At 35.9% G+C, this 25,473-nt stretch carries 27 protein-coding genes; 7 read left to right on the forward strand and 20 right to left on the reverse strand.

From position 1 onward, the window contains the following. Nucleotides 1–53: 53 nt before the first annotated feature. From BMY50_RS08250 to BMY50_RS08260, 3 genes are all read right to left on the reverse strand, one after another. Nucleotides 54–1,262, reverse strand: a complete 1,209-nt coding sequence (locus BMY50_RS08250) for a Gfo/Idh/MocA family protein (RefSeq protein ID WP_093321898.1) — start codon at nt 1,260–1,262, stop codon at nt 54–56. Nucleotides 1,263–1,268: 6 nt separating this feature from the next. Then, nucleotides 1,269–2,639 (reverse strand): 3-keto-disaccharide hydrolase, encoded by a 1,371-nt coding sequence (locus tag BMY50_RS08255; protein WP_093321902.1) that lies wholly within the window; start codon nt 2,637–2,639, stop codon nt 1,269–1,271. Between the two features lie 284 nt (nt 2,640–2,923). Beyond that, nucleotides 2,924–4,168, reverse strand: coding sequence for an ABC transporter permease (locus BMY50_RS08260; protein WP_093321906.1), 1,245 nt, complete (start codon nt 4,166–4,168; stop codon nt 2,924–2,926). A 253-nt stretch (nt 4,169–4,421) separates the two neighbouring features. Here BMY50_RS08260 and queA point away from each other — a divergent pair, with 253 nt between their 5' ends. After that, nucleotides 4,422–5,471, forward strand: a complete 1,050-nt coding sequence (queA, locus tag BMY50_RS08265) for a tRNA preQ1(34) S-adenosylmethionine ribosyltransferase-isomerase QueA (protein WP_093321910.1) — start codon at nt 4,422–4,424, stop codon at nt 5,469–5,471. A gap of 59 nt (nt 5,472–5,530) precedes the next feature. Beyond that, complete coding sequence (locus BMY50_RS08270; RefSeq protein WP_093321913.1) at nt 5,531–6,226, forward strand: 2-C-methyl-D-erythritol 4-phosphate cytidylyltransferase; 696 nt, start codon at nt 5,531–5,533, stop codon at nt 6,224–6,226. 2 nt (nt 6,227–6,228) lie between these two features. Here the strand turns inward: BMY50_RS08270 and BMY50_RS27925 are convergent, their stop codons facing one another. After that, a complete protein-coding gene (locus tag BMY50_RS27925; RefSeq protein ID WP_139202232.1) occupies nt 6,229–6,381 on the reverse strand; it encodes a lmo0937 family membrane protein in 153 nt (50 codons plus the stop codon). 506 nt (nt 6,382–6,887) lie between these two features. Beyond that, nucleotides 6,888–7,967, reverse strand: coding sequence for a class II fructose-bisphosphate aldolase (fbaA, locus tag BMY50_RS08280; protein WP_093321919.1), 1,080 nt, complete (start codon nt 7,965–7,967; stop codon nt 6,888–6,890). Nucleotides 7,968–8,214: 247 nt separating this feature from the next. Between fbaA and accD the strand changes: the two genes are divergently transcribed. Beyond that, nucleotides 8,215–9,057 carry an acetyl-CoA carboxylase, carboxyltransferase subunit beta gene (gene accD / locus BMY50_RS08285; protein WP_093321922.1) on the forward strand — a complete coding sequence of 281 codons (843 nt, stop codon included), beginning with the start codon at nt 8,215–8,217 and terminating at the stop codon, nt 9,055–9,057. Between the two features lie 48 nt (nt 9,058–9,105). Here the strand turns inward: accD and BMY50_RS28120 are convergent, their stop codons facing one another. The 3 genes from BMY50_RS28120 to glmM form a co-directional block, all read right to left on the reverse strand. Continuing rightward, on the reverse strand, nt 9,106–9,279 hold the full coding sequence (locus BMY50_RS28120; protein ID WP_162276559.1) for a hypothetical protein: 174 nt from the start codon (nt 9,277–9,279) through the stop codon (nt 9,106–9,108). A gap of 88 nt (nt 9,280–9,367) precedes the next feature. Beyond that, complete coding sequence (locus BMY50_RS08295) at nt 9,368–10,504, reverse strand: cysteine desulfurase family protein (protein ID WP_093321931.1); 1,137 nt, start codon at nt 10,502–10,504, stop codon at nt 9,368–9,370. An 85-nt stretch (nt 10,505–10,589) separates the two neighbouring features. Next, nucleotides 10,590–11,972: a phosphoglucosamine mutase gene (gene glmM, locus BMY50_RS08300; protein ID WP_093321936.1), complete on the reverse strand. Its 1,383-nt coding sequence runs from the start codon at nt 11,970–11,972 to the stop codon at nt 10,590–10,592. A 197-nt stretch (nt 11,973–12,169) separates the two neighbouring features. Here glmM and BMY50_RS08305 point away from each other — a divergent pair, with 197 nt between their 5' ends. Both BMY50_RS08305 and BMY50_RS08310 read left to right on the forward strand, forming a co-directional pair. After that, nucleotides 12,170–12,751 (forward strand): phosphatase PAP2 family protein, encoded by a 582-nt coding sequence (locus tag BMY50_RS08305; RefSeq protein ID WP_093321940.1) that lies wholly within the window; start codon nt 12,170–12,172, stop codon nt 12,749–12,751. Next, entirely contained in the window at nt 12,751–13,473 is a 723-nt protein-coding gene (locus BMY50_RS08310) for a ZIP family metal transporter (RefSeq protein ID WP_093321945.1), read from the forward strand. Before BMY50_RS08305 ends, BMY50_RS08310 begins: the two co-directional genes overlap by 1 nt. A gap of 25 nt (nt 13,474–13,498) precedes the next feature. Here BMY50_RS08310 and BMY50_RS08315 read toward each other — a convergent pair whose 3' ends face one another. The 8 genes from BMY50_RS08315 to BMY50_RS08350 all read right to left on the reverse strand — a co-directional run bounded on the left by BMY50_RS08315 (nt 13,499) and on the right by BMY50_RS08350 (nt 19,619). Next, entirely contained in the window at nt 13,499–13,948 is a 450-nt protein-coding gene (locus tag BMY50_RS08315) for a MarR family winged helix-turn-helix transcriptional regulator (RefSeq protein WP_093321950.1), read from the reverse strand. A gap of 60 nt (nt 13,949–14,008) precedes the next feature. After that, the gene (locus BMY50_RS08320) at nt 14,009–14,956 is read right to left on the reverse strand and encodes an MBL fold metallo-hydrolase (protein WP_093321954.1); all 948 of its coding nucleotides are present in this window, start codon (nt 14,954–14,956) and stop codon (nt 14,009–14,011) included. Nucleotides 14,957–14,961: 5 nt separating this feature from the next. After that, nucleotides 14,962–15,561, reverse strand: a complete 600-nt coding sequence (coaE, locus tag BMY50_RS08325) for a dephospho-CoA kinase (RefSeq protein ID WP_093321959.1) — start codon at nt 15,559–15,561, stop codon at nt 14,962–14,964. A gap of 9 nt (nt 15,562–15,570) precedes the next feature. Next, entirely contained in the window at nt 15,571–16,518 is a 948-nt protein-coding gene (locus BMY50_RS08330) for a CdaR family protein (protein ID WP_093321962.1), read from the reverse strand. A gap of 131 nt (nt 16,519–16,649) precedes the next feature. After that, nucleotides 16,650–16,997 carry a preprotein translocase subunit YajC gene (gene yajC, locus BMY50_RS08335; protein ID WP_093321966.1) on the reverse strand — a complete coding sequence of 116 codons (348 nt, stop codon included), beginning with the start codon at nt 16,995–16,997 and terminating at the stop codon, nt 16,650–16,652. A gap of 28 nt (nt 16,998–17,025) precedes the next feature. After that, on the reverse strand, nt 17,026–17,508 hold the full coding sequence (locus BMY50_RS08340) for a DUF1573 domain-containing protein (protein ID WP_093321971.1): 483 nt from the start codon (nt 17,506–17,508) through the stop codon (nt 17,026–17,028). A gap of 27 nt (nt 17,509–17,535) precedes the next feature. Then, nucleotides 17,536–18,483 carry a transcription antitermination factor NusB gene (gene nusB / locus BMY50_RS08345; RefSeq protein ID WP_093321975.1) on the reverse strand — a complete coding sequence of 316 codons (948 nt, stop codon included), beginning with the start codon at nt 18,481–18,483 and terminating at the stop codon, nt 17,536–17,538. 53 nt (nt 18,484–18,536) lie between these two features. Continuing rightward, a complete protein-coding gene (locus tag BMY50_RS08350; protein ID WP_093321979.1) occupies nt 18,537–19,619 on the reverse strand; it encodes a Glu/Leu/Phe/Val family dehydrogenase in 1,083 nt (360 codons plus the stop codon). A gap of 197 nt (nt 19,620–19,816) precedes the next feature. On the opposite strand from BMY50_RS08350, the gene BMY50_RS08355 reads away from it, so the two are divergent. Then, on the forward strand, nt 19,817–21,604 hold the full coding sequence (locus tag BMY50_RS08355) for an ABC transporter ATP-binding protein (protein WP_093321982.1): 1,788 nt from the start codon (nt 19,817–19,819) through the stop codon (nt 21,602–21,604). 82 nt (nt 21,605–21,686) lie between these two features. On the opposite strand, the gene BMY50_RS08360 is transcribed toward BMY50_RS08355, so the two are convergent. Continuing rightward, on the reverse strand, nt 21,687–22,223 hold the full coding sequence (locus BMY50_RS08360; protein WP_093321986.1) for a tetratricopeptide repeat protein: 537 nt from the start codon (nt 22,221–22,223) through the stop codon (nt 21,687–21,689). Nucleotides 22,224–22,433: 210 nt separating this feature from the next. Between BMY50_RS08360 and ung the strand changes: the two genes are divergently transcribed. Next, the gene (gene ung, locus BMY50_RS08365) at nt 22,434–23,105 is read left to right on the forward strand and encodes a uracil-DNA glycosylase (RefSeq protein ID WP_093321990.1); all 672 of its coding nucleotides are present in this window, start codon (nt 22,434–22,436) and stop codon (nt 23,103–23,105) included. Nucleotides 23,106–23,203: 98 nt separating this feature from the next. Here ung and BMY50_RS08370 read toward each other — a convergent pair whose 3' ends face one another. From BMY50_RS08370 to BMY50_RS08380, 3 genes are all read right to left on the reverse strand, one after another. Beyond that, the gene (locus BMY50_RS08370) at nt 23,204–23,674 is read right to left on the reverse strand and encodes an Lrp/AsnC family transcriptional regulator (RefSeq protein ID WP_093321993.1); all 471 of its coding nucleotides are present in this window, start codon (nt 23,672–23,674) and stop codon (nt 23,204–23,206) included. 122 nt (nt 23,675–23,796) lie between these two features. Next, the gene (locus BMY50_RS08375; RefSeq protein ID WP_093321998.1) at nt 23,797–24,216 is read right to left on the reverse strand and encodes a SufE family protein; all 420 of its coding nucleotides are present in this window, start codon (nt 24,214–24,216) and stop codon (nt 23,797–23,799) included. A 20-nt stretch (nt 24,217–24,236) separates the two neighbouring features. Beyond that, nucleotides 24,237–25,460 carry a cysteine desulfurase gene (locus BMY50_RS08380; RefSeq protein WP_093322004.1) on the reverse strand — a complete coding sequence of 408 codons (1,224 nt, stop codon included), beginning with the start codon at nt 25,458–25,460 and terminating at the stop codon, nt 24,237–24,239. Nucleotides 25,461–25,473 lie beyond the last annotated feature (13 nt).

The raw sequence follows: 25,473 nt of genomic DNA on the forward strand, positions 1-25,473 counted from the left end.
CAATCAATAGACATAAAGAAAAAGGCCGCATTTAAACGGCCTTTTTCTTTATCTTAAAAATCATATTCTTTTTTCCAGTATTCGATTTTATTATCATATATGGCACTATTAGCCAATGCTACACAGACAGCAGCGCTTGCGCCCCTTCTTACATTGGACGTAGGTAAAGAATTGTTTTGTATTGCTTTATAAAAATCCTTTAAAGCATACCAAGTTCCATCCTTCGTTGGTTCATTTAGAATAGGAACACCACCATCTTCGTTCCAAACTATTTTTGTAGCTCCACTTACACCATCAACAGTTTGTAGTTTTTCTTTGGTTTCTTTTTCAGGATAATACAAACCTGTATTCGTCAACAGAGAAACCGTACCATGTGTACCTTTAATCTTAAACAGATAGCCATCTCTAGCATTACCACAGGTTGCGCCAAAGTTCCCAATCATTCCTACTTTATTATACCTAAATGCAACCTGGATATTGTCGAACGTTTCCCGCCCATCTCTATATACATCTATCCCCCCTACACCCATGATTTCATCCGGATGTGTATCAAAGGCCCAGTTAATAAAATCGATTTGGTGAGAAAGCAATTCAGCAGCTAAGCCGCCTGAAAACTCTTTATACATTCGCCAATTAATTTGCCTTTCTAAATTTGGCTCGGGAACAGTTCTTCGCCAAGTTCCATTTCTATCCCATCTACAGTCGACTTGCGTCACTTTTCCTAAGTAACCGCTATCAATCATTTCCTTTACCTTAAAATACAAAGGGGAATAACGGTATTGATAACCCACCTGAACCGTTTGTTTTGGATGTTGATCTGCTAACGCAACTAGTTTTTGGGCTTCATCAATAGTAAATGTCATCGTTTTTTCGACATAAACATGTTTGCCTGATTCTATTGCGTCTTTTGCAATTACAAAATGTTCACTCAAGGGAACAGCAATAAAAACAGCATCCAACTCTTTATCCTCTAGCATTTTGCGATGATCAGTAAATGCTTTAGCCGCAGCAGCCTCTCCAAGCATCTTTCTCGTTTCCGTTAACCGAAAATCTAGTACATCGCAAAAACCGCTAATTTCATACAGTTCTGGTAAAGATTTTATTACTGACAATACACCTTTCCCCCTGTCTCCACATCCTATCATACCAATCTTAATAGGCTTATTTGCTAACCAATCAACTGCATTGGCAGATGCCGTATTTAGCATAAATAACCCCGTTCCCAACACTCCACCTTGTTGCAAAAATTTCCTTCTATTCATCTTAATCTACAGTCTCTTTATCTTGATGCTTCTAAAACTCACATCATTACCATGATCTTGAAGTAAAATATGACCTTTGTCTGCCTCTCCAAAATTTGGTTTATCCTTAAATTTACTTAACGAAACTAATTTCTTAAAATCTTCAGAACCTCTTACGTATTCTAATACTTTGACACCATTTAAGTAATGCTCTACTTTATTATCTGGATAAACCACTACTCTTCCATTATTCCATTGCCCAATAGGTCGCATAAATCTTTCTTGTTTATTTGAAGTAATTAAATCATATAAAGAAGAAATCGTTCTATTGCCATCGCGTCCCAGCTTTGCATCGGGATGTTTTTCATCATCCAACACTTGATATTCCAAGCCAAGTGCTGATCCCTTATTTTGCTCGCTCAAGGTAACAAAATATTTTAACCCACTATTCGCACCAGGTGTCAGCTTAAATTCAAAGGAAAGATCAAAGGCACTGAATTCTTCCTTCGTAACAATGTCTCCTCCATTTGTCGATTCACTCCCATCATTTCCCAAGACCCTTAATTCACCATTTGCTACCTCCCAGCCTTTCGTTGGAAAACTATCTTTATGTGCTCCTACCCAATTGTTGTTCGATGTTCCATCAAACAATAGGGTATATCCATTTGATTTTTCATATTCGGAAAGATTATTTGGATTTAAATTTACAACATAAATCTGATTTTCCGTTTTTTGAGGTTTCAGATTTTCTGTTTGAATTTTAATATTTTTAAAATATACTTTCTTCCCTTCTTCTCCATCTTTACCTATTCCATGCACCTGCAGGCCAATAAATCCAGTATTATCAATCGTATCGATCACATAGGAAACAGGAATATCATTAATCCAGGTTTTTGTTTCATTCCCAATACATTCAATTCTAAAATGGTTAAACTCACCCTTTTTAAAGGCGGTTTTTGCCGATGTGTTTAGTTCAAGAGGATAGAGCCAATTTCTTCTAGCCTCATCATAAACACCACCGGTCCATGCCCTATCACTCGGATCTATTTCTATTTGTCGCCCGTAAACTTTTCCCTTCCCCTCATTCGCCTCCAAATCTATATGGCTGCGTGTTTGAATGCCGGAGTTATTATGATCACCTTCAATTTTAGCATCTAATTCTAAAATAAAGTCGCCATATTCCTTCTCAGTTACTAAAAAGGTATTCCCGGTATTTTTAACCGTGGTTCCCACTATCATACCATCTTCAACGGAATAAGTAGCATCACCGGCTACTTTCTTCCAGCCATCTAATGAGTTACCATCAAAGATATTATCATTATTATCGCTTTTCGTTTGACATGCACTTAGAAGAAATAATCCGCATAATGCGACTAAACCTGTAGTTGTTTTTTTCATATTTTAGTATTCTTAGTTTTGAGCTTGCTATCTAATGTTAAAAAGTTCAGCATAACAGATCCCGTTATATGTTTAGTTAACACTAAGCTCCATTTAATTTTTAGAAAGTATTTACTCCATTAGGTTATGTTAGCATCAGATCTAAAACATTAAAATCTTTTAGAAATAAAACCAATATTAGGAAAATATTGAGAATATACAGACATTAAAGCTGCATTATTTACGAAAACGATGTAGTAATAATCCTGTTATAATAAATCGACTTCGTAAAATAGTAGACTATATTACTTACTTCTTATTGCTTCAACAGGATCTAATCTACTCGCGATTACTGCGGGGATTATTCCAGAAATAAGGCCGATGGTGGTTGAAATAAAGATAGCTAATACAACTTCATCAAGATGTACTACAACCCCTATTCCCGCTGCAATTTTTAAGATAAATGCTAGCCCATACACCACAAAAAGCCCCATTAAGCCCCCTATAAGGCACAGCGCTACAGCCTCTATTAAAAATTGAGAAAGAATAAAAAAATTCTTTGCCCCCAAGGATTTCTGTATACCTATAATATGCGTACGTTCTTTTACAGATACAAACATGATATTTGCAATACCAAAACCTCCAACTAATACGGATAAGATGCCAATACAAAATCCTGCTGTATTAACCATTTTAAACATCGTGTCTAATTGTGCGGTTATGATCGTGGTTTGATTTAACGCAAAATCGTCCTCCTGTGTGGGACTTAGTCTATGTATGGATCGTATAAGCCCCCTTAACTCACTTTCCACCTCATCCAGCGAAACACCATCAATTGCATTAACAACAATAGAGGGACCAAAACTTCTTACGTTAATAACATTACGAGCAAAATTCAGGGGTACTACTGCGATATTATCTAAAGACACATCAATTAACATCCCCTCCCCTTCTTCTTTAAATACACCGATAACTTTCAATCTCCTTCCTAAAGCCTGAATAGTCTTGCCTATCGGATCCGTGTGCGGAAACAGGCCTTTTGCAATGGTAGACCCTATAATTGCAACTGGAGTTCCACGCTCAGACTCTCCATCTGTAAAATATCTACCGGATTGAAACTCTAAATTCCTGATTTTATAAAAATCTTTTGACACGGCACTTATATATACATTTTCAACATTATTGTTTAAGTATTTAAGTGTCTTGTCTGAAACACCTACATCAAGTGCTATTCCATCAGCCAACGTTGTTCGTTGTTGAAGTAATTCAAAATCACGTATAGTAGGCTCGGGTCTGTTCACATATTTCCACCAAGGGTAATCACCACCTCCGCCCCATGGCCATTTTTGGACATAAATAGATCGACTTCCTAACTTTTCTACACTACTCTCGAGATTGGCTCTTAATGTATTAACAGCAGAGAATATGCCTATGATTGTCATAATGCCGATAGTTACTCCCAGCAGCGAGAGAAAAGTACGTGTTTTATTTTCACGTAAAGCGGAAAATGCAAACCGAAAGCTTTCTAGAAATAGTTTCAGAAAAATCATACAAACATAAGACGCCAAAAGAGGACAAAGGTTACAGCAATTTATTTTTTTAACGACAAAAGCCGTTAAAAAAATATACTTAGATTTATACGAATAGGCAGTATTATATTCATCTTTTTTTTGTAAATTTGCGCGCTAATTTATTAGCTTACAAAAAACTAGGGACAACATTTTTCTCCCACTTTTGTTATATTCTGTGGATCAAAAAGATCTACATACATAAAAAAACAAGATACATCTAAAATACACAAACATGAAGTTATCTCAATTTAAGTTTAATCTACCTGATTCTTTAATTGCCCATGAACCTTCCGAGACAAGAGACGAAGCACGTTTAATGGTTCTTGATCGTAAAACTGGTGCTATAGAACATAAAATATTCAAGGATGTATTGAACTATTTTGATGAGCATGATGTCATGATTCTCAATAATACGAAAGTTTTTCCAGCAAGACTATACGGTAATAAAGAAAAAACAGGTGCCACGATAGAGGTATTCTTATTAAGAGAGCTAAATAAAGAATTACGTCTCTGGGATGTTTTAGTGGATCCTGCAAGAAAAATTCGGGTAGGCAACAAGCTCTACTTTGGTGACAATGATTTATTAGTTGCTGAAGTTGTAGATAATACAACTTCTCGCGGAAGAACAATCCGTTTCCTTTTTGACGGTACAGATGACGAGTTTAGAAGAAATATAGAAATTTTGGGTGAGACACCATTACCTAAATATATTAAACGTAGACCAACTCCAGAAGACAAATTCAGGTATCAAACAATTTTCGCAAAAAATGAAGGTGCTGTTGCAGCACCAACAGCTGGTTTGCATTTCAGCAGAGAATTAATGAAGAGACTTGAGCTCAAAGGAATTGAATTTGCTGAAGTAACCTTGCATGTAGGGCTCGGCACATTTAGGCAGGTTGAGGTAGAGGATTTAACAAAGCATAAAATGGATTCAGAGCAATTCATTATTGAACAGAAAGATGCAGATGTTGTAAACAAGGCGATTGCAGATAAACGACGTGTTTGTGCAGTTGGAACAACGTCAATGCGGTCAATAGAGTCGGCAGTATCCGCTAATAAAACATTAAAAGCTGCGAACGACTGGACAAGCAAATTTATATTTCCTCCATATGATTTCAGTATAGCAAACAGCATGATTACCAATTTTCATACTCCAGAATCTACATTGCTTATGATGATTTGCGCTTTCGGTGGTTATGAAAATGTTATGAATGCCTACGAAATTGCTGTAAAAGAGAAATATCGCTTTTATAGTTATGGCGACGCCATGTTGATCATATAATAATTTTTTAGGATAGATTTACAACTAGGTCTATCTATCCTATCTAATTTTTATCAGTTATGGCTAACAATTATGCTATTATAGTGAGTGGCGGTTCGGGAACACGTATGCAGAGTAAAGTTCCCAAACAGTTTATGTTATTAGATGGTTTACCAATTCTAATGCATACTGTAAGAGCATTTGCTAATAATCAGGCAAAACCAACTGTCATTCTCGTATTGAACAAATTATACAAAGAAGACTGGGATAATTTATGTAAGGAATATGCATTCGATACTCCATATAAGGTAGTATACGGAGGAGCAACCCGATTCGATTCGGTTAAGAAAGGTTTAAATTATCTATACGATTCTTTTAAAGATATAAATCATTCCCATATAGCCATTCACGATGGTGTGCGTCCTCTTGTTAGTCAACAGCTTATAACTGATGGTTATACGCAATTAGCTAATCATCAAGCACTCGTAAGTGCTATCCCCAGTAAAGATTCGATAAGAATTATAGATAATAATGAAAAGGAAGCATCAACAGCTGTAGACAGAAGCACCGTATTTTTGGTTCAAACACCCCAATTTTTCTCAGGGGAAGTTCTATTGAAAGCTTATGAACAAGAATACAATGAACGGTTTACTGATGATGCTTCCGTCGTTGAAAATGCAGGTTATCCCATTCGAGTAATTCCTGGGGATCATCGAAATATTAAAATAACATTTTCAGAAGATTTATTATTAGCAGAAGCATTGATTAGGTCTTAACACTAGGCTGCCCCTCTTATAATCCTGAGTAATATTGCAATAACGGCGATTACTAATAACACGTGAATAATTCCGCCTTGTGCGTATCCCCCAAAAAAGCTAATAGCCCAGATAATAACTAAGACCACTGCAATCAAATACAATAGATTTCCCATAATAATAGTTTTAATGTTTTTAATTGATAAATGTTCAGAGAAAACATTCAGTATTTCTCCATTAAATTCTGTTATATAAAGAGATTTCAACGCTATTTTGTTTTATTTTTTTTTCTCTTACACAAAGTGTTGGTGGACTTAACTAATAACCTGAAGTCGATTATTCTTTATGAGCTCAGAAATTCAATAGCAAAGCCAGGTAAGGCACCTTTGCGCAGGCCTATCGGGATAAGACAAGTGAAGGTAACGCAACCTGGAGAAGCTATTGGATTAGCTTTTCCCATTTTCTCACTTTGAAACAGCCATCTTCTTCCTGAAAACTCCTCGAAATAGCCCGCTATTCCTTCGTCCTTTTCAGTTGAATCTTACCATTTCAAAGCGTTCTGAACCGAAAATAATAATCGAATTCAGGTTAATAAAAGGGTGTAAATTAATTCGGGAGAGGATTCAAAAAAAAACGGCCTGTCAAAAATCAACAAGCCGTTTTTTAATATGATAAAAATTGTTTAAAGTTTCTCGTTCACATTGATGCAGTTTAACTCTTCAAAAGCCTGCTTCAATCGTTTTACAAAAGTATCTTCGCCTTTTCGTAACCACACACGCGGATCATAGTATTTTTTATTAGGGGCATCCTCTCCTACTGGATTACCTATTTGGCTCTGCAAATAACCTTCATTTGCTATATAATAATCTTTAATACCTTCCCAGAATGCCCACTGCATGTCTGTATCAATATTCATTTTGATAGCACCATAGGAAATAGCCTCTTCAATTTCCGCTGGAGAAGAGCCCGAACCACCATGAAACACAAAATTCACAGGTTTTTCAGCCGATAAGCCAAACTTCTCTTTGATATAATCTTGTGAATTTTTAAGAATAACAGGTTGCAACTTTACGTTGCCTGGTTTGTATACGCCATGAACATTACCAAATGCAGCAGCAACTGTAAATTTGTCACTCACTTTATTTAATTCTTCATAAGCGTAAGCTACTTCAGCAGGCTGTGTATAAAGTTTAGAGCTATCAACATCGCTATTATCAACACCATCCTCTTCCCCACCTGTCACACCCAATTCAATTTCAACAGTCATTCCAAGAGGTTTCATACGTTCAAGATATTTTTTTGATATCTCAATGTTCTCTTCAATAGGCTCTTCAGATAAATCCAGCATATGCGAAGAAAATAGGGGCTTGCCGTGTTGCGCGAAAAATTTCTCACCGTGGTCCAATAAACCATCTATCCAAGGCAATAATTTTTTAGCGGCATGATCAGTATGTAAAATAACAGCCACACCATAATGTTCTGCTAATAAATGTACGTGGTGAGCTGCAGAAACTGCACCTAGAATACAAGCTTGCAATTTTGAATTATCTAAGGTTTTACCCGCATAAAATTGTGCACCTCCGTTAGACAACTGAATAATTACTGGAGAATTAACTGCTTTTGCAGTTTCCATTACCGCATTAATGGAATTAGTTCCAATAGTGTTAACTGCAGGAAGAGCGAATTTATATTTTTTCGCTATTTCAAATAATTCTTGTACTGCATCTCCGTGCACAACACCTTTATAACCTTTTAAACTCATTTGTAATATGTTATTTAATTTTTTGATCCCCGAAAGTAGGTATTTTATTTAAAATAAGCTACTTTCATCCGCAAAATAATTTCGCGTAATGGTAGTCTTCCTACTATTAATTTGCTACTCCTAAGTACCATTCTGTTTATATTTAAGGATTTGCTTACTTTCATACGACATCAGCTATAATCTCGTTTCACAAAAAGCCACATTTTATACATTTTTTTTGTTTCTTTGTAGCTCAAATATTTTTTGAATGGCTTGGTTTAAACGAGATCGTGCCGGTATAAATACGGCAACAGAGAATAAAAAAGAAGCGCCAGATGGCCTTTGGAATAAATGCCCATCATGCAAAAAACCACTCTTGAAATCCGAACAAATTGAAAACAAGTATGTTTGTCAATATTGCGGTTATCATTTAAGGATTGGATCTGCTGAATATTTTTCTGTCCTTTTTGATGACAATCATTTCACAGAACTTTTCGGCAACCTCAGATCAGGTGATCCACTCAATTTCGAAGACACAAAGAAATATACGGAGCGTATAGCCGAAAGTTATGCAAAAACAGGCTTAAATGATGCGATAAGATGTGGTCATGGTAAAATTGAAGGGCTGGACACAGTAATCGCTTGTATGGATTTTACATTTATCGGCGGGTCAATGGGCTCGGTAGTAGGAGAAAAAATAGCAAGGTCAATTGATTATTGCATAAAACATAAATTTCCTTTTTTATTAATCTCCAAATCAGGTGGAGCCCGTATGATGGAAGCAGCATTCTCGCTCATGCAAATGGCGAAAACATCGGCTAAATTGGCACTGTTAAGTCAGGCTAAAATACCTTATATATCCTTACTAACAGATCCTACAACTGGTGGTGTAACAGCTTCTTATGCAATGCTTGGAGATATAAATATTGCAGAGCCAGGTTCTTTGATTGGTTTTGCAGGCCCCCGTGTAATAAAGGAAACTATCAAAAAAGATCTTCCCAAAGGCTTCCAAACTGCAGAGTTTGTATTAGAGCACGGTTTTTTAGATTTTATTGTTGATAGACGGGAAATGAAGCATAAGATTGCGACATTTTTGAAAAACATTCAGTAAAAAAACAAAAGCCTGATAATTATCAGGCTTTTGTTTTTACTATTTGTGTCATTCACGATCTCTCGTAGTAGGCGAATCAGCTGAAAAAGCTGGCCCTTTGTTTTTTCTATGATGGTCTTTATCGGAAAAACTGCCTTTATTTACTTCGACAACTTTCTTCTTTCCATCTTTCTCAGTTATAATCTCTTTGTCACTTTTTCTATCTTTCAATTCATCACGCATAACAACCTCCATCAATTAAATAAAACAAAATGGTTTTTGTAGAATAACAAAAGCTAACCTTGTTTTGTTTGGAAAATTATATGGCGGTTTATACTTTTTCTAAGCAAACTTCCTTCAATTTAGAAATAACAAAGTCGACCTCTTTCTTTGTATTGTATTTGCTGAATGAAAATCTCACAGAAGGGTTTTCGGGTTTTACTCCTATTGCCGTTAAAACATGCGAACCTATATTTGAACCAGAGCTGCAAGCACTACCGCCCGAAGCAGAAATACCCGCTATATCCAAATTAAACAATAACATATCTGCCATATCAGTAGGCGGAAAAGATACGTTCAAAACAGTATAAAGACTCTTCTCAAGATCTTGCTCCCCATTAAACGATATACCAGGTATCTGTTGTATAAGTTGCTCTCTCATATAATCTTTTAAACCCTGTATATATGTTCGATGTTCATCCATATGTTCATAAGCAATTTCAAGCGCTTTTGCTAAACCAACAATACCGTAAACATTTTCTGTACCACCCCGCATATTTCGTTCTTGAGCCCCCCCATGAATAAAGGGTTTGATTTTAACCCGATGATTGACATAAAGAAACCCAACACCTTTTGGTCCATGGAATTTATGCGCTGCTCCAGCCAGAAAACTCACATTAAGATTGCTTAGATCATGTACAAAATGTCCCATAGTTTGGACGGTATCTGTATGAAAAAGAGCATCGTAACTAATACATAGATTAGATATTTTCTCTATATCAGCAAGTGTTCCTATTTCATTATTTGCGTGCATCAACGAAACGAAGGTTCTCGGGTTCTTCTTAAGCAGTTCCTCTAGCTGCAACAGATCAACATGTCCCAATGTATCAACATTTAATAGATCCAGTTTTATGGAACCCTCTTTTGCCAGTTCTTCCAATGTATGAAGAACAGCATGATGCTCTAGGGGAGAACTGATAACATGCGTAATCCCGTTGTCTTTTATCCCTCTTGTGATGGCCGTATTATCTGCTTCAGTACCACCCGAAGTGAAAAAAATTTCGGCAGGAGATACCTTTAACAAAGATGCTACCTTTTTACGGGCAGTTTCTATGATCGTTCGCACTTTTCTACCGTCGGCATGAATGGAAGAAGGGTTTCCATAATTTTCTCGCATTACAACCAACATTTCTTGTAACACATCATCATCTATAGCTGTAGTTGCAGCATTATCAAAATAAACACGCATGTACAAAATTACTAAGTAATCACCTAAATAAAACAATTAATCGCATTTCTTTCACAGCTATGACAACTTCTTGTTCACTATAAATTTATTGGATAATCGTTTCAATTTCTGCAATAATTTTATCCGCCAATATATCGGCCCGATCTTGCGTTGGGGCTTCAGTATAAACTCTAATAATGGGTTCTGTATTTGATTTACGCAAATGCACCCATTCTTCCTCAAAATCTATTTTCAGTCCGTCTATAGTGCTATGAGGTATTTTCTCATATTTCTCTTCCATCACCGCAAGAAGTTTATCAATATCAAGGTTTGGCGTAAGTGTTATCTTCTTTTTAGACATAAAGTAAGACGGATAAGTACTTCTTAGCGCAGATATACTCTTTCCACTCTTAGCTAAATGTGTCAGAAAGATCCCAATCCCTGCAAGGGCATCTCTGCCATAATGTGTAGCAGGGTATATCACCCCACCATTCCCTTCGCCTCCAATAACGGCACCTACTTCTTTCATTTTAGTAACAACATTTACTTCACCTACTGCCGCAGCATAATAGGTACCACCATGCTTTTCGGTTATATCTCTTAATGCACGGGTAGATGAAAGATTAGAGACGGTATTTCCCTTTTGGTATTGTAAAATATAATCTGCTACCGCTACCAGGGTATACTCCTCGCCAAACATTTCTCCATTCTCCATTACAAAACAAAGTCGGTCTACATCTGGGTCAACAGCAATGCCTAAGTGTGCATTTTTCCGAACAACCAACGATGATAAATCTTTTAAATTAATTGGTAATGGCTCTGGGTTGTGAGGAAAATCGCCATTAGGAGTACAATACAATTCGTGCACTATATTTACGCCAAGCGCTTTAAGCAACGCTGGTACGAAGATGCCACCTGTAGAATTTACCGCGTCTACTACAACTGTGAAGTTTGCGCTAGCAATAGCTTCTCTATCTACAAGTTCTAAAGCCAGAACTTTGTCAATATGTTTTTGAAGATAGCTATTGTCTTCAAAAACTTTTCCAAGTCTATTTACTTCAGAAAAATCAAAATCTAATTGATCGGCGAGTGCTAATACTTCTTTTCCTTCCTCATCGTTAATAAATTCACCATTTTTATTGAGTAATTTTAATGCGTTCCACTCTGCCGGGTTGTGACTCGCCGTAAGGATAATCCCTCCTGCTGCCCCCTCATCGGGTACAGCAAGTTCAACAGTAGGTGTCGTAGATAAACCCAGGTCAATAACGTCTATTCCTATACTTTGCAGCGTGCCGATAACAATATTACTGACCATTTCTCCCGAAAGCCTAGCATCCCTACCTACAATAATTTTTTTATTATCTCCTTTTGCAGTGATAAACTTACCATAAGCAGCGGTAAATTTCACAATGTCCAGCGGTGTTAATCCTTCGGCAGGTTTACCGCCAATCGTTCCCCTTATGCCTGATATAGATTTAATTAACGTCATTTATTAATTTATTTGTGATGAGCCGTAAAAATAACACTTTCATTGGAATAATCTTCTTTTTAGTAACAACGGCGCTGTTGTATTAACCTGAATTAGTTTTACTTTTGATAGACAGATATTCATGTTTACACGATAAAACAATAGTAAAGTTTATCGGGTAAACTGTATATTTGCAACCTTATTGAATCTGGAAAAATATGCTAACATCTATATTGCATTTTGACACTGATTTATTCTTATTGATTAATCAGGATATGGCCAATACATTCTTTGATTGGCTTATGCCTCATCTCCGAAATCCATTTACTTGGGCGCCATTATATCTTTTCATAATAATTTTTTCGATTAGAATGTATAAAAAGAGAGGTGTTATTATGATATTATTTCTCCTAGCTACATTTGGTGCCGCAGATTTTCTTTCGGCCTCTGTCATTAAACCAATAGTGAAGCGTGTGAGGCCGTGCAATGAAATCACACTTCAAGGAGAAGTAATGAATAGGATACGATGTGGGAGTGGTTATAGCTTCCCTTCCTCTCATGCCAGCAACCACTTTGCTATGGCTCTATTTTTGATTATGGTTTATAAAAAAAGATGGAAACACATCGTATGGCTTGGTTTTCTGTGGGCATTTTCCATCAGTTTTGCCCAAATATATGTAGGCGTGCACTACCCTCTTGATGTTCTGGGAGGCGCTCTTTTTGGGAGTTTAATTGGATACCTATTTGCCAGCGTATTTCTTCGAATACAACCAGAAAACGAAAAATCATTGGCGCACTAATGACTATACTGATTATTATTACGCTATTTCTTTCTGCCTTCTTTGGAGGTTTGGGGGTGTTTTTTATAAAACGGAATGACACAAGCCTATTAAAACTTATTCTCTCTTTTAGTGGTGCCTATCTGTTTGCCATTACAGTACTGCACCTGATTCCGGAAGTTTATGTCCACAGCCAGACATCGAATATAGGTATTTATGTTCTTATTGGATTTTTATTTCAATTGTTATTGGAACAATTTTCAGAAGGTATTGAGCATGGACACATTCATAAACATGCAGACACTTCAGCGAAGTTTCCACTTGGAGTTATGATCAGTTTATGCCTTCATGCTTTTCTCGAAGGGATGCCTTTAGCCAAAGGTCATCAGCGGGAATTGCTTTTTGGTATTGCCATACACCATATACCTGCCGCTTTCGCCTTAGGAAGTTTATTAATTCAATCACCACTTCGAAAATCTACCATCATCATATCGCTGCTTTTCTTTGCCCTTATGTCGCCACTAGGCTTTATATTGAGCAGTGCTATAAGTAATGGTGGAATCGGAAATATTGAAATATATTTTGATAAGATGATGGCAATAGTCATTGGTATTTTTTTGCATATATCCACTACGATTTTATTTGAATCCTCTTCAGCAGATCATCATCACTTTAACAGAAAAAAAATCATTGCGGTATTGCTTGGGATAGGTATCTCGTTTATTAACTTTTTATTTCATTGAGATACCGTCATTGATAGTCAGTTTGCTATCCTCTCATTTTATCTAACAAAAAATTCAACTGCCTACATTCGTCATCAGAAAGATTTTTCTCTAAGACGTTTAACATAGACATTTGCTGGTCCAATCTTTTTAGTATTTCGAGTCCTTCATTCGTAATATAGATATCCACGGCTCGTCTATCCTTGTCGCTTGTACACCGAGAAACTAAGTTCTTTTTCACCAGCCGGTCTACAATTCTACTTACATCAGACATTCTGTCCAATAAACGCTCCTTGAGTAAATTAATTGTTGTAGGTTTAGCATTCCGACCACGTAATATGCGCAAAATATTATATTGTTGTAAAGTAATCCTTTCTTTATCTGTACGCTCCTTTAATAAAGCCTGAATAAAATTACTTGTATAGATAATATTGAGAGACGCTTTATGATATTCATTCTCAAATTTATTCGTTACTAGTACATCTTCTATCTTCATAACCTATCGTTAAATCAAACACGAATATATAGTTAAAAATTTTTATCTGAAAGATTTCATTTATAAGTGCTTAACCAAAATACTTCCTTCATAAAAATCGGCCAGGTATTTTCCGTCACCATGAAGTGTCCAGATCTCCTTTGGCATTACAGTTTTTATTGTTTCAATTATATCATACCAATCCACGTGATCAGAAATAAAAAGTTCTATACCATTTCTATTTTGTAATTTTTCCCATCCCGAAGCAAACACCCTAACTACATTTTTAGCTCTTACATAACTATTAAAGGTAAGAGGAGGTACCAGATATATTAAATTTTGTTGATTATTCTTCACCATTTTGCGACTATAAGGAAGATAATTCCAATCCTTAAAACCGTAACTTTCGTATACCTTATGATAAGGTACAATTGAATGATGTAATAAAACTATTTTTTGCGGACAATATTTATTAATCAATGCCGTCAAACGCTGTGCTTTACCAAGTGAATAACAGCCCAGCATAATCGTATCACTGATCGTGTTTAGTTTAAGAATTTCTGTTATATCATCGGGATGTTTTATTTTAGGGTTAGCAAAAGTGCTCTCGGTGATTAAAACATCCGCAGGTAGTAAGGTCAGAGGTTCACATGTTGCATCGGCCTGTACTTTATAATCGCCAGTATATAAATACCGTGTACCTTCATATTCCATTAAAATCAGTGCAGAACCTAGTATATGACCAGCTGGCAAAAAGGTAACTTTAACATTACCTACCCATAAAGCATTATCATAAGAATAAGTAAAGAAATGATTTCCAGCATTTTTACCTAAGCGATATTCCATTAAAGATCGTGTTGGCGCAGTACAAAAGACGTTTGAGCAGCCAGGGCTTATATGATCGCCATGTGCATGCGATACAATGACATTTTTTACTGGCCTAGATGCATCAAGATAAAAATCTCCGTACGTACAATAAAGACCATTTTCATTACTTTTTAAAAAATCTTCTAAAATATCTCCCTTCATCTTTGTTAGCTCGCAATAAGGCTCAAAAAGTGATCATTTAACCGTAAGACTTGGGGAATCAAAGCGTGCTTATCATCATTTACAATTATGAAATCGGTTAGTTTTTCTTTTTCCTCATCTGTCATCTGCTTATCCATTCTCGCTTTCACTATATCGCCTGTTACATTATCTCTCTTGATAACTCTCTGCATTCGAATCGAAGCAGGCGCAGTCACCAAAATATTAAAATCCGAAAGCTTATAACTATTGCTTTCAAATAAAAGGGCCGCTTCTTTAAAAATCAGGGCCGTTTGCTGTTTTTCTGCCCAATTCTGATAAGCTTTAATAGTGGCAGGGTGAACAAGGCTGTTTAATACGTTCAATTTATCTGCATCATGAAAAACGATATCCGACAATAACTTTCTATTTAAACTACCGTCATTAAAATAAGCGTTTTCCCCAAAATGCTGTTTAATACCCTTAACCAAACCAGCATCTTCTGTCATTACTTTTTTTGCTTCATCATCTGCATAAAATACGGGGTATCCCAACGTTTCAAATATTCTGCAAACAACGGTTTTACCACTTCCAATTCCGCCCGTTACGCCAATGTGAAACTTTTTCATGTCTATCTATTATTTCCAAAGTAAAAAGTCCACATTCTGTGGCTCAGACTTTACAACTTTAACAAAATCAGGGTTTTTAGTTATAATCACCGGTAGGTTTTGTATATGATTACTTCTCCAATCGTCTAAATTTATTACGGCCTCAAACATGTCTTTATTGATAGTCTCATATTTAGCCAATGAAACTATAACCGTTAATTTCACCTTCTCAGGAAGTATTTTTACGGTACGAAAAGACTTCCTATTTTCTGCTTTTATCGGTACTTCAATAACCTTTTCTGTTACTTCTCCAACAGGAATTCTTATATCAACCGTTGATGGATGTACATTTATGTTTGCTTTCTGGCTTCTTTGCAAAGCCACTTTCGCTACTATATCATTGCTCACGTTATCTCTACGTAGTGTGTCGGTCGCCCAGCCGTCAATTAGCACTAAATCTTCCAATGGCCCGGTAACTGTTACAAATTTAGGCTCTACCGCTATTTCTCCAATAATGTCGTATTGTTTCTTAAAGTGTAAGTTCTCAGATAAATTAACAGTAACCTTTTTGACATCTTGTTTAGAAAAATTAAAAAAAAGTGTATCAGGAGAGATAGAAACAATACTTTGGTTTGCACTAAACTGTCTATTTATGTAACCCATTTGATTGGAGAAAACAACCCAATCGCGTGTTTTTAGACCACTAAGATCTACTTCAATATCTTGAGGTTTTAATCTTAAATTTGAAAAGAGAACTTGCCAACCGGTTCCTTTCACCTGCATACTTACTGTATCTGATTGCAATGGATGGAAAGCCCTTTTAGGTGGTATATTAACGTATTTAAGAGATGCATTAACATTATACAGATATTGATTAGACAAGGCAAAAAGACTCCAAACTAAAAAGGAAACAAGTAAACAGACTGCGAAAAGGCTCAGTTTTTTTTGTTGCTTCTTACTCAGATTAAATATTGCCATCTTAAATAAAATAAAAAACGCTTAACAAAAATAGCAAGCTCTTTATTTTTTGCCAATTTGGTTAAGCGTTTATTATAAAAAACTATCTAAGTTATTTTATGAATCTATGCTAGATGAAGATTAAACATGTTTTATTTCTTTTCTTCTATAGCACCGTTGCTTGCTTGCTTTGATGCATTCGCTGCTTTAGACGCATCTAATGAAACGGCTGCTTTGTCAAATTTTATTCTTGTGCCGCTACCAACGTCAATTATTAAGGTATTTTCACCTACCTCAACAATACGTCCATGTATACCTGCAGTTGTAACAACCTTATCATTAACCTTTAACTCTTCGATATACTTTTTATGGTCTTTTTGTTTTTTCATTTGTGGGCGTATCATAAAAAAGTAAAACACTACCACAATCAAACCCATCATAATGAGGGATTGCATTCCTCCTCCTCCGCCCATTTGTAATAAAACTGTTGCTGTTGTCATGAATCTCAATATTAATATAAACTGGTTTTTATTCTTGCACTTCGCCTTTCAAATGTAACATGCTTTGAGCAGGTTGTGCATTACTATATACTGTAATAATTTTATGTTGGGTTCCCCTCTGCCCTGCACTGTTAAAACCAACTTCTATCGTTCCCTTTTCACCTGGTTTAATAGGTTTCTTATTAAATTTTGGCGTTGTGCATCCGCATCCAGCTTGTACATCGCTAATAATTAACGGAGATTTTCCGGTATTAGTAAACTCGAATGTATGATCGATTTTCTCGCCTTCCTTTATTTTGGCAAAATCGTAGGTGTCACTACTGAATGCTATTATAGGAGCATTTGCTACGTCTGCAGAATCCGGAACCATCTTATTTACGCCCGTATTGTCTGTTGTGTTCACATTCTCGAGAACGTCCTCTCCAGCACTTTTTTCTTTTTCTTTCGGATTGTTGTTGCATGCAGCAAAAATCAAAGCAGCAACTGAAAATGTTAAGAACTTAGCCTTCATATAAAATTAAATTTAAAAATTGCGTTTTTAACCAATAAGACCCCGTCCGAACTTCCTTATTTTCCCCTCTTTTTGAAGTTCTATCAGAATTTTGTCTAATATACCATTAATAAACGAATTACTTTTCGGAGTACTAAACTCCTTTGAAATCTCTATATACTCATTGATCGTAACTTTTACCGGTATAGAGGAAAAGTTTAATAATTCTGTAATAGCCATCCGCATCAGTAAAGTATCAATCAAAGCTATTCTATCAGCCTCCCAATTTTTAGTTTTACCCGATATATATTTTTGATAATCTTCCCCATGCCTTGTGGTCAACCTAAATAAATCGATAATAAATTCTTTATCATCATCCCAGTTAGGGCAGAGCGCTGCTAATTGGTTTTTTTCTGGGTCTTCACTGTTAAAGTTTTTTAATGTTTTAGCCAGTAAAGCTTGCAGTACATCTTTATCTGTTGCCCAATTCATAAAACGTTCCTCAAAAACCTGTTCAATGGCTGGCGATTTTAGAATAATCTTCTTAAAGATAAATTTCACAATATCTTTTTCTGCTTTCAAGGATCTATCTTCACTTTCTAAATAAGCAATATATTCTGGAGATGGTTTTAAAATCTGAAAAATGCTTCTGATTAATTCCCTGTCAAAAACCGCATCTACCTTATATTTTTTTGCTGAGTCTATATACTGTTCATTTTGTCTTAACAGTTCAATGAACGTATTGTTGGCAAGACGCGTGTTAGTATTAAGATCCTTTTCAGTTGGAAGATGCTTATTCGCTCGACCTTCGGCATCCGTTAATGTATAATCTCCTACCTCTGATAATAAGGCTAAGACCCATATATACATTTCATAGACCTGATCAACACTTTTCAGCAATGATTTTTCAAAATTATTAACATTTTTATCTTCCGATTGATGATAAGCGTAGATTGTTTGCAGAACTTTTACCCGGAGGTGCCTTCTATTTAACATAATTACTTAAAGAACGATTTTATATTTGTTGTGGAAATAACCCACTTGTTTTGTTAATTCTGTTTAATTTTCTTAATGAGTGCGATGCGCTCTTCTGCTATTTGCATAGCGGCTTGGTGCGTGGTTATCTGTTCTCTTCTAGATTTTTGTAGTACGGAACGTGTTACCTCATAAATATTTTCAGTTAAAGCAGCACTTCTCAATACATTATATCCCGCAATTTCTGCATAGCAACTCAGCAGGCCACCAGCATTAATCAAGAAATCCGGTGCGTATATGATACCTTTCTCAAGGAGCTTTATTCCATGTACATGATCGTTCTCTAATTGATTATTAGCAGATCCGGCGATGATCTTACAGCGCATCCGTTCAATGGTATAGTCGTTAACAGTTCCCCCTAAAGCACAGGGAGCATAGACATCCAAATCCATGTCAAATAAATTATTATGCGCGATAGCCTCTGCTCCATATTTATTAGACACTTGTATCATTCGATCTTCTATAATATCACTTACATAGACTTTTGCATTTTCTTCACGCAATAAAGAGACCAAATGCTCACCAACTTTACCAGTTCCCTGAACTGCTACGGTTCTTCCTGCCATACTGTCTGTACCATACAACTCTTTAACAGCAGCTTTAATACCATAATAAACGCCTTTTGCTGTGAATGGAGCTGTATCTCCACTTCCACCTAAAGACTTAGGTAAACCAACGACATGATTGGTTTCCATATGAATAAACTCCATATCCTTAGATGTGGTTCCCATATCTAAGGAAGCGATGAATGAACCATTCAATTCCTCAACAAATTGGCCTAATCTTCTTAAAATGACCTCCGTTTTTTGCGTTCTATGATCGCCAATTATCACGGCAGTCCCTCCACCAAGATTCACGCCGCTGATTGCCGACTTATAAGTCATCGCTCTTGAGAGTCGAAGAACATCATCTATTGCTTCCAATTCAGTTTTATACGGCAACATCCGAACCCCTCCTATTGCGGGTCCTAATGTAGTGTTATGAATAGCAATAATCGCTTTTAAACCAATGGAATTATCTTGACAGAATACAATCTTTTGATGTTCAAATTGTTTAAGCAAATCAAACATGTGAGGATATGAAGTTTCGGAAGACATATATTACTTGTTTAAGTACCGGCATTTCACGGCAAAAGTACTAATTTTATCTTCTTTTAAAATCATTTCCAAAAAATAAAACACTGCATTTTTGCCATTTAATTATAAAAATTCCGCCAAAGCTTTAATCTGCAAGCGAGCTAGGGCACACTATTTTTATTTTGTTAACTTTGGATTTGAATAATTAATGACCATTAATGAAGCATCTAGCTTACCTCAATAAGTATTTCTTTAAATATCGCTGGCACCTATTACCAGGTTTTATTTTTGTGGTAATATCCAATTATTTCGGTGTGGTACCAGCTCAAGTCATACGCATAGCCTTTGATCTAGTAAAGGAAAATATTGCTTTATATAAATTATTTTATGGCTTTGAAAGACAAACACTCGTATATGATATATTTGGATACAGTTTATTGCTATTTGGCAGTATAGTATTGTTGTTGGCACTTATAAGAGGTTTGTTTCTTTTTTTAATGAGGCAAACTATCATATTAACATCTAGACATATAGAATATGATCTAAAGAATGAAATATATGGGCATTATCAACAATTAGATATGGCCTTCTTTAAACGAAACAATACAGGCGATCTCATGAATAGAGTAACAGAAGATGTTAGTAGGGTCCGTGCTTACCTTGGCCCGGCCATCATGTATTCGATCAATACAGTTGTTCTTTCTATCATGGTTATAGCAGCAATGCTGAGTGTAAATCAACGACTAGCTATTTATGCCTTGTTACCGATTCCAATTTTATCTATAGTTATTCTGATCGTTAATAAAATAATTAATAAAAGAAGTGAAAAAATACAGGAACAGCTTTCTGGTTTAAGTTCTTATGTACAAGAAACTTTTTCGGGTATAAGGGTTATTAAAACCTATAATCGGGAACAAGAAAAAATGAAGAATTTTGCGCAGGAAAGCACCGATTATAAAAACGCATCTCTTTCTTTAGTTCGGGCACAGGCTATATTTTTCCCACTGATCCTTTTATTGATTGGGCTTAGCACCATTATAACAATTTATATAGGTGGCATTGAAGTTATGCGAGGGAGTATCACCTCTGGGAACATTGCAGAATTTATTGTATATGTCAATCAATTAACATTTCCGGCCATGTCATTGGCTTGGGTTACTTCTCTCATTCAAAGAGCTGCTGCATCACAGAAACGTATTAATGAGTTCTTAAACACAACTCCTGCTATTCTTTCAAATGACAAACTAGGAGAAAGGCATGAATACACGGGTAATATCATTTTTTCAAATGTTAACTTTACGTACCCAGATACAGGCATTAATGCGTTAAAAAATATATCGTTTCAATTAAGTCCTGGCAAAATACTCGCGATTATAGGGAAAACCGGTTCAGGAAAGTCGACTATAGCCCGTCTCCTTATGCGCATGTATGATGCGCAAAGTGGACAAATATTAGTTGATGGTATCCCGATTAATAAATTGAACTTAAATAGTTATCGCAGTCAAATCGGATTTGTACCTCAGGAGGTATTTTTATTCTCAGATACAATAGCGAGAAACATTGCTTTTGGAAAAGAAAACGTTGATATGGAAGCCGTAATTGAGGCGACTAAAAATGCTGACGTGTATGACAATATAATTGAATTTGAAGAGGGTTTTGAAACAGCGATTGGCGAAAGAGGGATTACCTTATCTGGCGGGCAAAAACAACGCATCTCGATTGCCAGAGCACTTATTACCAATCCAAAAATTTTAATCTTTGATGACTGTTTATCGGCGGTCGACACTAAAACAGAAGAGCGCATTTTGAATAATCTGGGTACTGTTATGCGTAACAAAAGTGCTGTTTTTATTGCCCATCGTGTTTCTACTATTAGAAATGCTGATCATATATTAGTTATGGATCAAGGAAAAATAGTTGAACAGGGGAAACACGATGAACTCCTTGCCGCACGTGGCAGTTATTTTGAATTATATGAAAAACAACTTTTAGAGGAAGAGGTCTAGGATTCTGAGTTATAAGTTACCAGTTGTGAGTTGCGAGTATTCGTATACTTTGCATCCTACACTGATTGTAGCCCAGTCACCGTTACCTAAATTTCATTTGCTGTTTATCTAGCATCCCCATTTGATCTTTCATCATCTTTATTTGATCTGCTAACAGCTTATTTTTATCCGCCTTTTTGGCCTCTTGTAATAATTGAGTTGCTTCACGCTTATTTCGTTTCGCCATAGCAATACCTGCCAAACTCAATTTAGCAAGCGCTACATTATGATCCATCTGCATACCTAATGTTAAAGCCTTCTTGAAATATTTCTCTGATTGCAATGGCGCAGTGCGGGATTCTATTAATCCAATCAATAAATGGTAATACCCATGCTGTGCACGTATAAGTTGCCTTTCGTAATTGGTTATTTTGTTTAACCATTGCTTCGCCTTATCCATATTCTCTTTGCGCAGATAAAATTGTGCTATTAACATGTTTTCATTGAAGAAAAACGTAACGAAAATAACAATAGCTATCAATAAAGCTAAAATCCCCCATCCCCAATGTCCAAAAACAAATAGGCTAACAGCTCCTCCCAAAAATACAAAAGCAAGAATTATACGAACAAAATTTGGCATACGTTTCTATTCCGATTATTTTTAATTATAAAATGTTTACAAATATCCGTTAATTTATGGGCTTTAGCAAAAAGTTTCTACATACAATTGAAATATTTTAGGGAGATACAATACCCCACAAAAGTTTGGCTAAATAATAGCGCGAAACGTAATTTCGATTCATTTATGAACATTCGTTTCCGAAAATAAATTTATTTACTAAGTTTGAGCATGAGCATAACCCTTGAAAAAAGTTGGAAAGAGGTTCTGGAACAGGAATTCTCAAAACCGTATATGGATAAACTAAGAGCCTTCTTGAAACAAGAACAGGCTCAATACCAGGTGTTCCCTCCAAATAAGTTAATATTTAATGCATTTGAACACACTCCGTTCGATCAAGTCAAGGTTGTTATCCTTGGACAAGACCCTTATCATAATATTGGACAAGCGCATGGGCTTTCATTTTCGGTTCAACCTGGCATAGCAATTCCGCCATCTTTGAGAAATATGTATCTTGAATTAAGTACCGATATTGATGGCTTTAAGATTCCGCATCATGGAACGTTAACCAAATGGGCTGATCAAGGCGTTTTATTGTTAAATGCTGTTTTAACTGTCAGAGCCCATACCGCAGCCTCGCATCAGAAAAAAGGATGGGAAATTTTTACGGATATGGTTATCAAAGAACTTTCACAAAAGAGAGAACATATAGTATTTATTTTATGGGGGAATTATGCTAAGCAGAAAACAAATTTAATTGATAGTTCCAAGCATTTAATAATCACCTCAGCTCACCCATCTCCTCTCTCGGCACATAATGGTTTTTTTGGAAGTAAACCTTATTCAAAAACCAATCAATATTTAATAAATCATAATGAAACACCAATAGATTGGTCACTCTAAGAACTCTTAGGCGGCTATCATAGATAGCCCTCCTTTAAATTTATCTATTGACAACAACAATCAAACGCACAGATGACATTCTTTATCGTAGTCCTATTTTAGTATTCCATAGGTACAATGGGCTCTTTTTTGGAAGTAGACATAATCATCATAGTCTGAAAAGTTTTAACACAAGGTATTCTGCTTATCTTTTCCATGATTAGCCTCTCATAAGACTTTATGTCTTTCACATATACTTTCAGCATAAAATCACATTGACCCGTTACATGATGACACTCTGTAACTTCTGGAATACTTTTTATAGCCTCCACAAATTCAGGGATTGAATTATGTGTATGAAAATCAAGTTGAATTTGAATAAAAGATTTTATCCCAAGTCCTAATAATTCTTCATCTACCAATGCATGATAGCTCTTGATAAATCCTGCGTTTTCAAGCTTACGAACGCGTTCTAATGTAGGAGCAGGAGATAGCCCGATATTTGAAGAAAGTTGTAAATTAGTTATTCTACCGTTTTCCTGAAGTAATTTTATAATCTTCAAATCAATTTTATCTGGTTCAAAAGGCATAGCTAACAGTTTTTAAGTAAAGTTAGCAAATAACCAAATAAAATTTTACATTTCAGCACATTTTATTTCAAAAATTATGAATACGTTCTTTCCCAGTAATTGTCAACAAATATATCTTGGAACTATACCTTAGCACTTAAAGCCATCGCATAGAGTTTCATTTGCTTAACCATTGAAACCAAACCGTTTGCTCTCGTTGGCGACAAATGTTCTTTTAAGCCAATTTCATCAATAAAATAAAGCTCTGAATTAACAATATCTTTCGGTTGCTGATTAGATAAAACTTTAATCATAAGGCTTACTAGCCCTTTGGTGATAATTGCGTCGCTATCTGCGGTAAAAACAACCTTGCCATCTTGGTAATCCGCATGGAGCCAAACACGAGACTGGCATCCTTTAATCAATAAATCATCCGTTTTATAAGCTTCATTAATTAAAGGCAATTCTTTCCCCAATTGAATAATATACTCATACTTTGACATCCAATCTTCAAAAAAAGAAAAATCTTCAATCAATTCATTTTGTATTTCCTTAATTGTCATTTTAAAATCACTCCTTCAAATTACAACAGCATGCTGGCCGCTTTTTTAATTGCCAGTACCAATGTATCTATTTCTTCTTTCGTGTTGTACATAGCGATCGATGCACGTACTGTTCCAGGAATGGCAAAACGCTCCATTAACGGTTGAGTACAGTGATGACCTGTACGCACGGCGACTCCCAATTTATCCAAAATCACGCCAACGTCATATGGATGAGCACCATCAAGCAAAAAGGAGATAACACTAGATTTTTCTTGTGATGTACCAATAATCCGAATACCTTCTACATCGTTCAATGCTTTCGTGGCATACTTCAGCAATTCCGTCTCGTACAAAGAGATATTATTCAATCCAACTTCATTAATGTAATCAATAGCATTAGCCAGACAGATGCCAGCCTCAATGTTCGGTGTTCCTGCTTCAAATTTAAAGGGCAGCTCGTTATAGATAGTCTTTTCAAATTTCACCTCCTTAATCATGTCTCCACCACCTTGATAAGGTGGCATCAATTCGAGCCATTTTTCCTTACCATATAAAACGCCTACACCCGTTGGGCCATACATTTTATGTCCTGAAAAAACGAAAAAATCAGCATCTAAAGCCTGCACATCAACAGCAATATGTTGAATAGCCTGTGCTCCATCAATCAATACCGGAACTCCATATTCATGGGCTAATTTGATAATTTCTTTAACAGGATTTATTGTTCCCAATGTATTAGAAACATAGGTAACAGCAACCATTTTGACGCGATCATTCAAAAGCGACCGGTAAGCACTCATATCCAATTCACCATCATCACTAATAGGGATCACTTTGAGTGTTGCATTACGTTCTTCACAAAGCATCTGCCACGGCACAATATTGCTATGATGCTCCATGGCAGAAATGATAATCTCATCACCCGCTTTTACAAATTGTTTCCCGTAGCAGGATGAAACTAAGTTTATACCGTGCGTGGTTCCGCTCGTCATAACTATCTCATGCTCATGAGCAGCATTAATATAGTGTTTAACTTTCTTACGGGTTATTTCATAGGCATCTGTAGCTACTTGGCTTAAATGATGAACGCCGCGATGTACATTACTATTTTTAAGTGTATAATAGTCAGTAATTGCGTTTATCACAGCTAATGGTTTTTGGGTTGTCGCCCCATTATCAAGATAAACCAAAGGCTTTCCATTAACCGTAGTTTTCAAAATCGGAAAGTCTGCTCTTATACTATGAATATCGTAATGTGTCAAAACAAGATAATTA

This window comes from Olivibacter domesticus (assembly GCF_900109575.1).
In the GTDB taxonomy this organism is placed as follows: Bacteria; Bacteroidota; Bacteroidia; order Sphingobacteriales; family Sphingobacteriaceae; genus Olivibacter; species Olivibacter domesticus.

Excerpts from the sequence above, each read along its gene's own strand:
- BMY50_RS08340 (WP_093321971.1), bottom strand. The coding sequence starts at position 17,508 with ATGAAGGCTAAGTTCTTAACATTTTCAGTTGCTGCTTTGATTTTTGCT.
- BMY50_RS08250 (WP_093321898.1), bottom strand. The coding sequence starts at position 1,262 with ATGAATAGAAGGAAATTTTTGCAACAAGGTGGAGTGTTGGGAACGGGG.
- queA (WP_093321910.1), top strand. The coding sequence starts at position 4,422 with ATGAAGTTATCTCAATTTAAGTTTAATCTACCTGATTCTTTAATTGCC.
- glmM (WP_093321936.1), bottom strand. The coding sequence starts at position 11,972 with ATGACGTTAATTAAATCTATATCAGGCATAAGGGGAACGATTGGCGGT.
- BMY50_RS08260 (WP_093321906.1), bottom strand. The coding sequence starts at position 4,168 with ATGATTTTTCTGAAACTATTTCTAGAAAGCTTTCGGTTTGCATTTTCC.
- BMY50_RS08375 (WP_093321998.1), bottom strand. The coding sequence starts at position 24,216 with ATGACAATTAAGGAAATACAAAATGAATTGATTGAAGATTTTTCTTTT.
- BMY50_RS08370 (WP_093321993.1), bottom strand. The coding sequence starts at position 23,674 with ATGCCTTTTGAACCAGATAAAATTGATTTGAAGATTATAAAATTACTT.
- nusB (WP_093321975.1), bottom strand. The coding sequence starts at position 18,483 with ATGTTAAATAGAAGGCACCTCCGGGTAAAAGTTCTGCAAACAATCTAC.
- BMY50_RS08255 (WP_093321902.1), bottom strand. The coding sequence starts at position 2,639 with ATGAAAAAAACAACTACAGGTTTAGTCGCATTATGCGGATTATTTCTT.
- BMY50_RS28120 (WP_162276559.1), bottom strand. The coding sequence starts at position 9,279 with ATGCGTGATGAATTGAAAGATAGAAAAAGTGACAAAGAGATTATAACT.
- BMY50_RS08350 (WP_093321979.1), bottom strand. The coding sequence starts at position 19,619 with ATGTCTTCCGAAACTTCATATCCTCACATGTTTGATTTGCTTAAACAA.
- BMY50_RS08320 (WP_093321954.1), bottom strand. The coding sequence starts at position 14,956 with ATGAAGGGAGATATTTTAGAAGATTTTTTAAAAAGTAATGAAAATGGT.
- BMY50_RS08330 (WP_093321962.1), bottom strand. The coding sequence starts at position 16,518 with ATGGCAATATTTAATCTGAGTAAGAAGCAACAAAAAAAACTGAGCCTT.
- fbaA (WP_093321919.1), bottom strand. The coding sequence starts at position 7,967 with ATGAGTTTAAAAGGTTATAAAGGTGTTGTGCACGGAGATGCAGTACAA.
- BMY50_RS27925 (WP_139202232.1), bottom strand. The coding sequence starts at position 6,381 with ATGGGAAATCTATTGTATTTGATTGCAGTGGTCTTAGTTATTATCTGG.
- BMY50_RS08295 (WP_093321931.1), bottom strand. The coding sequence starts at position 10,504 with ATGCGTGTTTATTTTGATAATGCTGCAACTACAGCTATAGATGATGAT.
- coaE (WP_093321959.1), bottom strand. The coding sequence starts at position 15,561 with ATGAAAAAGTTTCACATTGGCGTAACGGGCGGAATTGGAAGTGGTAAA.
- BMY50_RS08315 (WP_093321950.1), bottom strand. The coding sequence starts at position 13,948 with ATGAAGATAGAAGATGTACTAGTAACGAATAAATTTGAGAATGAATAT.
- accD (WP_093321922.1), top strand. The coding sequence starts at position 8,215 with ATGGCTTGGTTTAAACGAGATCGTGCCGGTATAAATACGGCAACAGAG.
- BMY50_RS08360 (WP_093321986.1), bottom strand. The coding sequence starts at position 22,223 with ATGCCAAATTTTGTTCGTATAATTCTTGCTTTTGTATTTTTGGGAGGA.
- yajC (WP_093321966.1), bottom strand. The coding sequence starts at position 16,997 with ATGACAACAGCAACAGTTTTATTACAAATGGGCGGAGGAGGAGGAATG.
- BMY50_RS08310 (WP_093321945.1), top strand. The coding sequence starts at position 12,751 with ATGACTATACTGATTATTATTACGCTATTTCTTTCTGCCTTCTTTGGA.
- BMY50_RS08355 (WP_093321982.1), top strand. The coding sequence starts at position 19,817 with ATGAAGCATCTAGCTTACCTCAATAAGTATTTCTTTAAATATCGCTGG.
- ung (WP_093321990.1), top strand. The coding sequence starts at position 22,434 with ATGAGCATAACCCTTGAAAAAAGTTGGAAAGAGGTTCTGGAACAGGAA.
- BMY50_RS08270 (WP_093321913.1), top strand. The coding sequence starts at position 5,531 with ATGGCTAACAATTATGCTATTATAGTGAGTGGCGGTTCGGGAACACGT.
- BMY50_RS08305 (WP_093321940.1), top strand. The coding sequence starts at position 12,170 with ATGCTAACATCTATATTGCATTTTGACACTGATTTATTCTTATTGATT.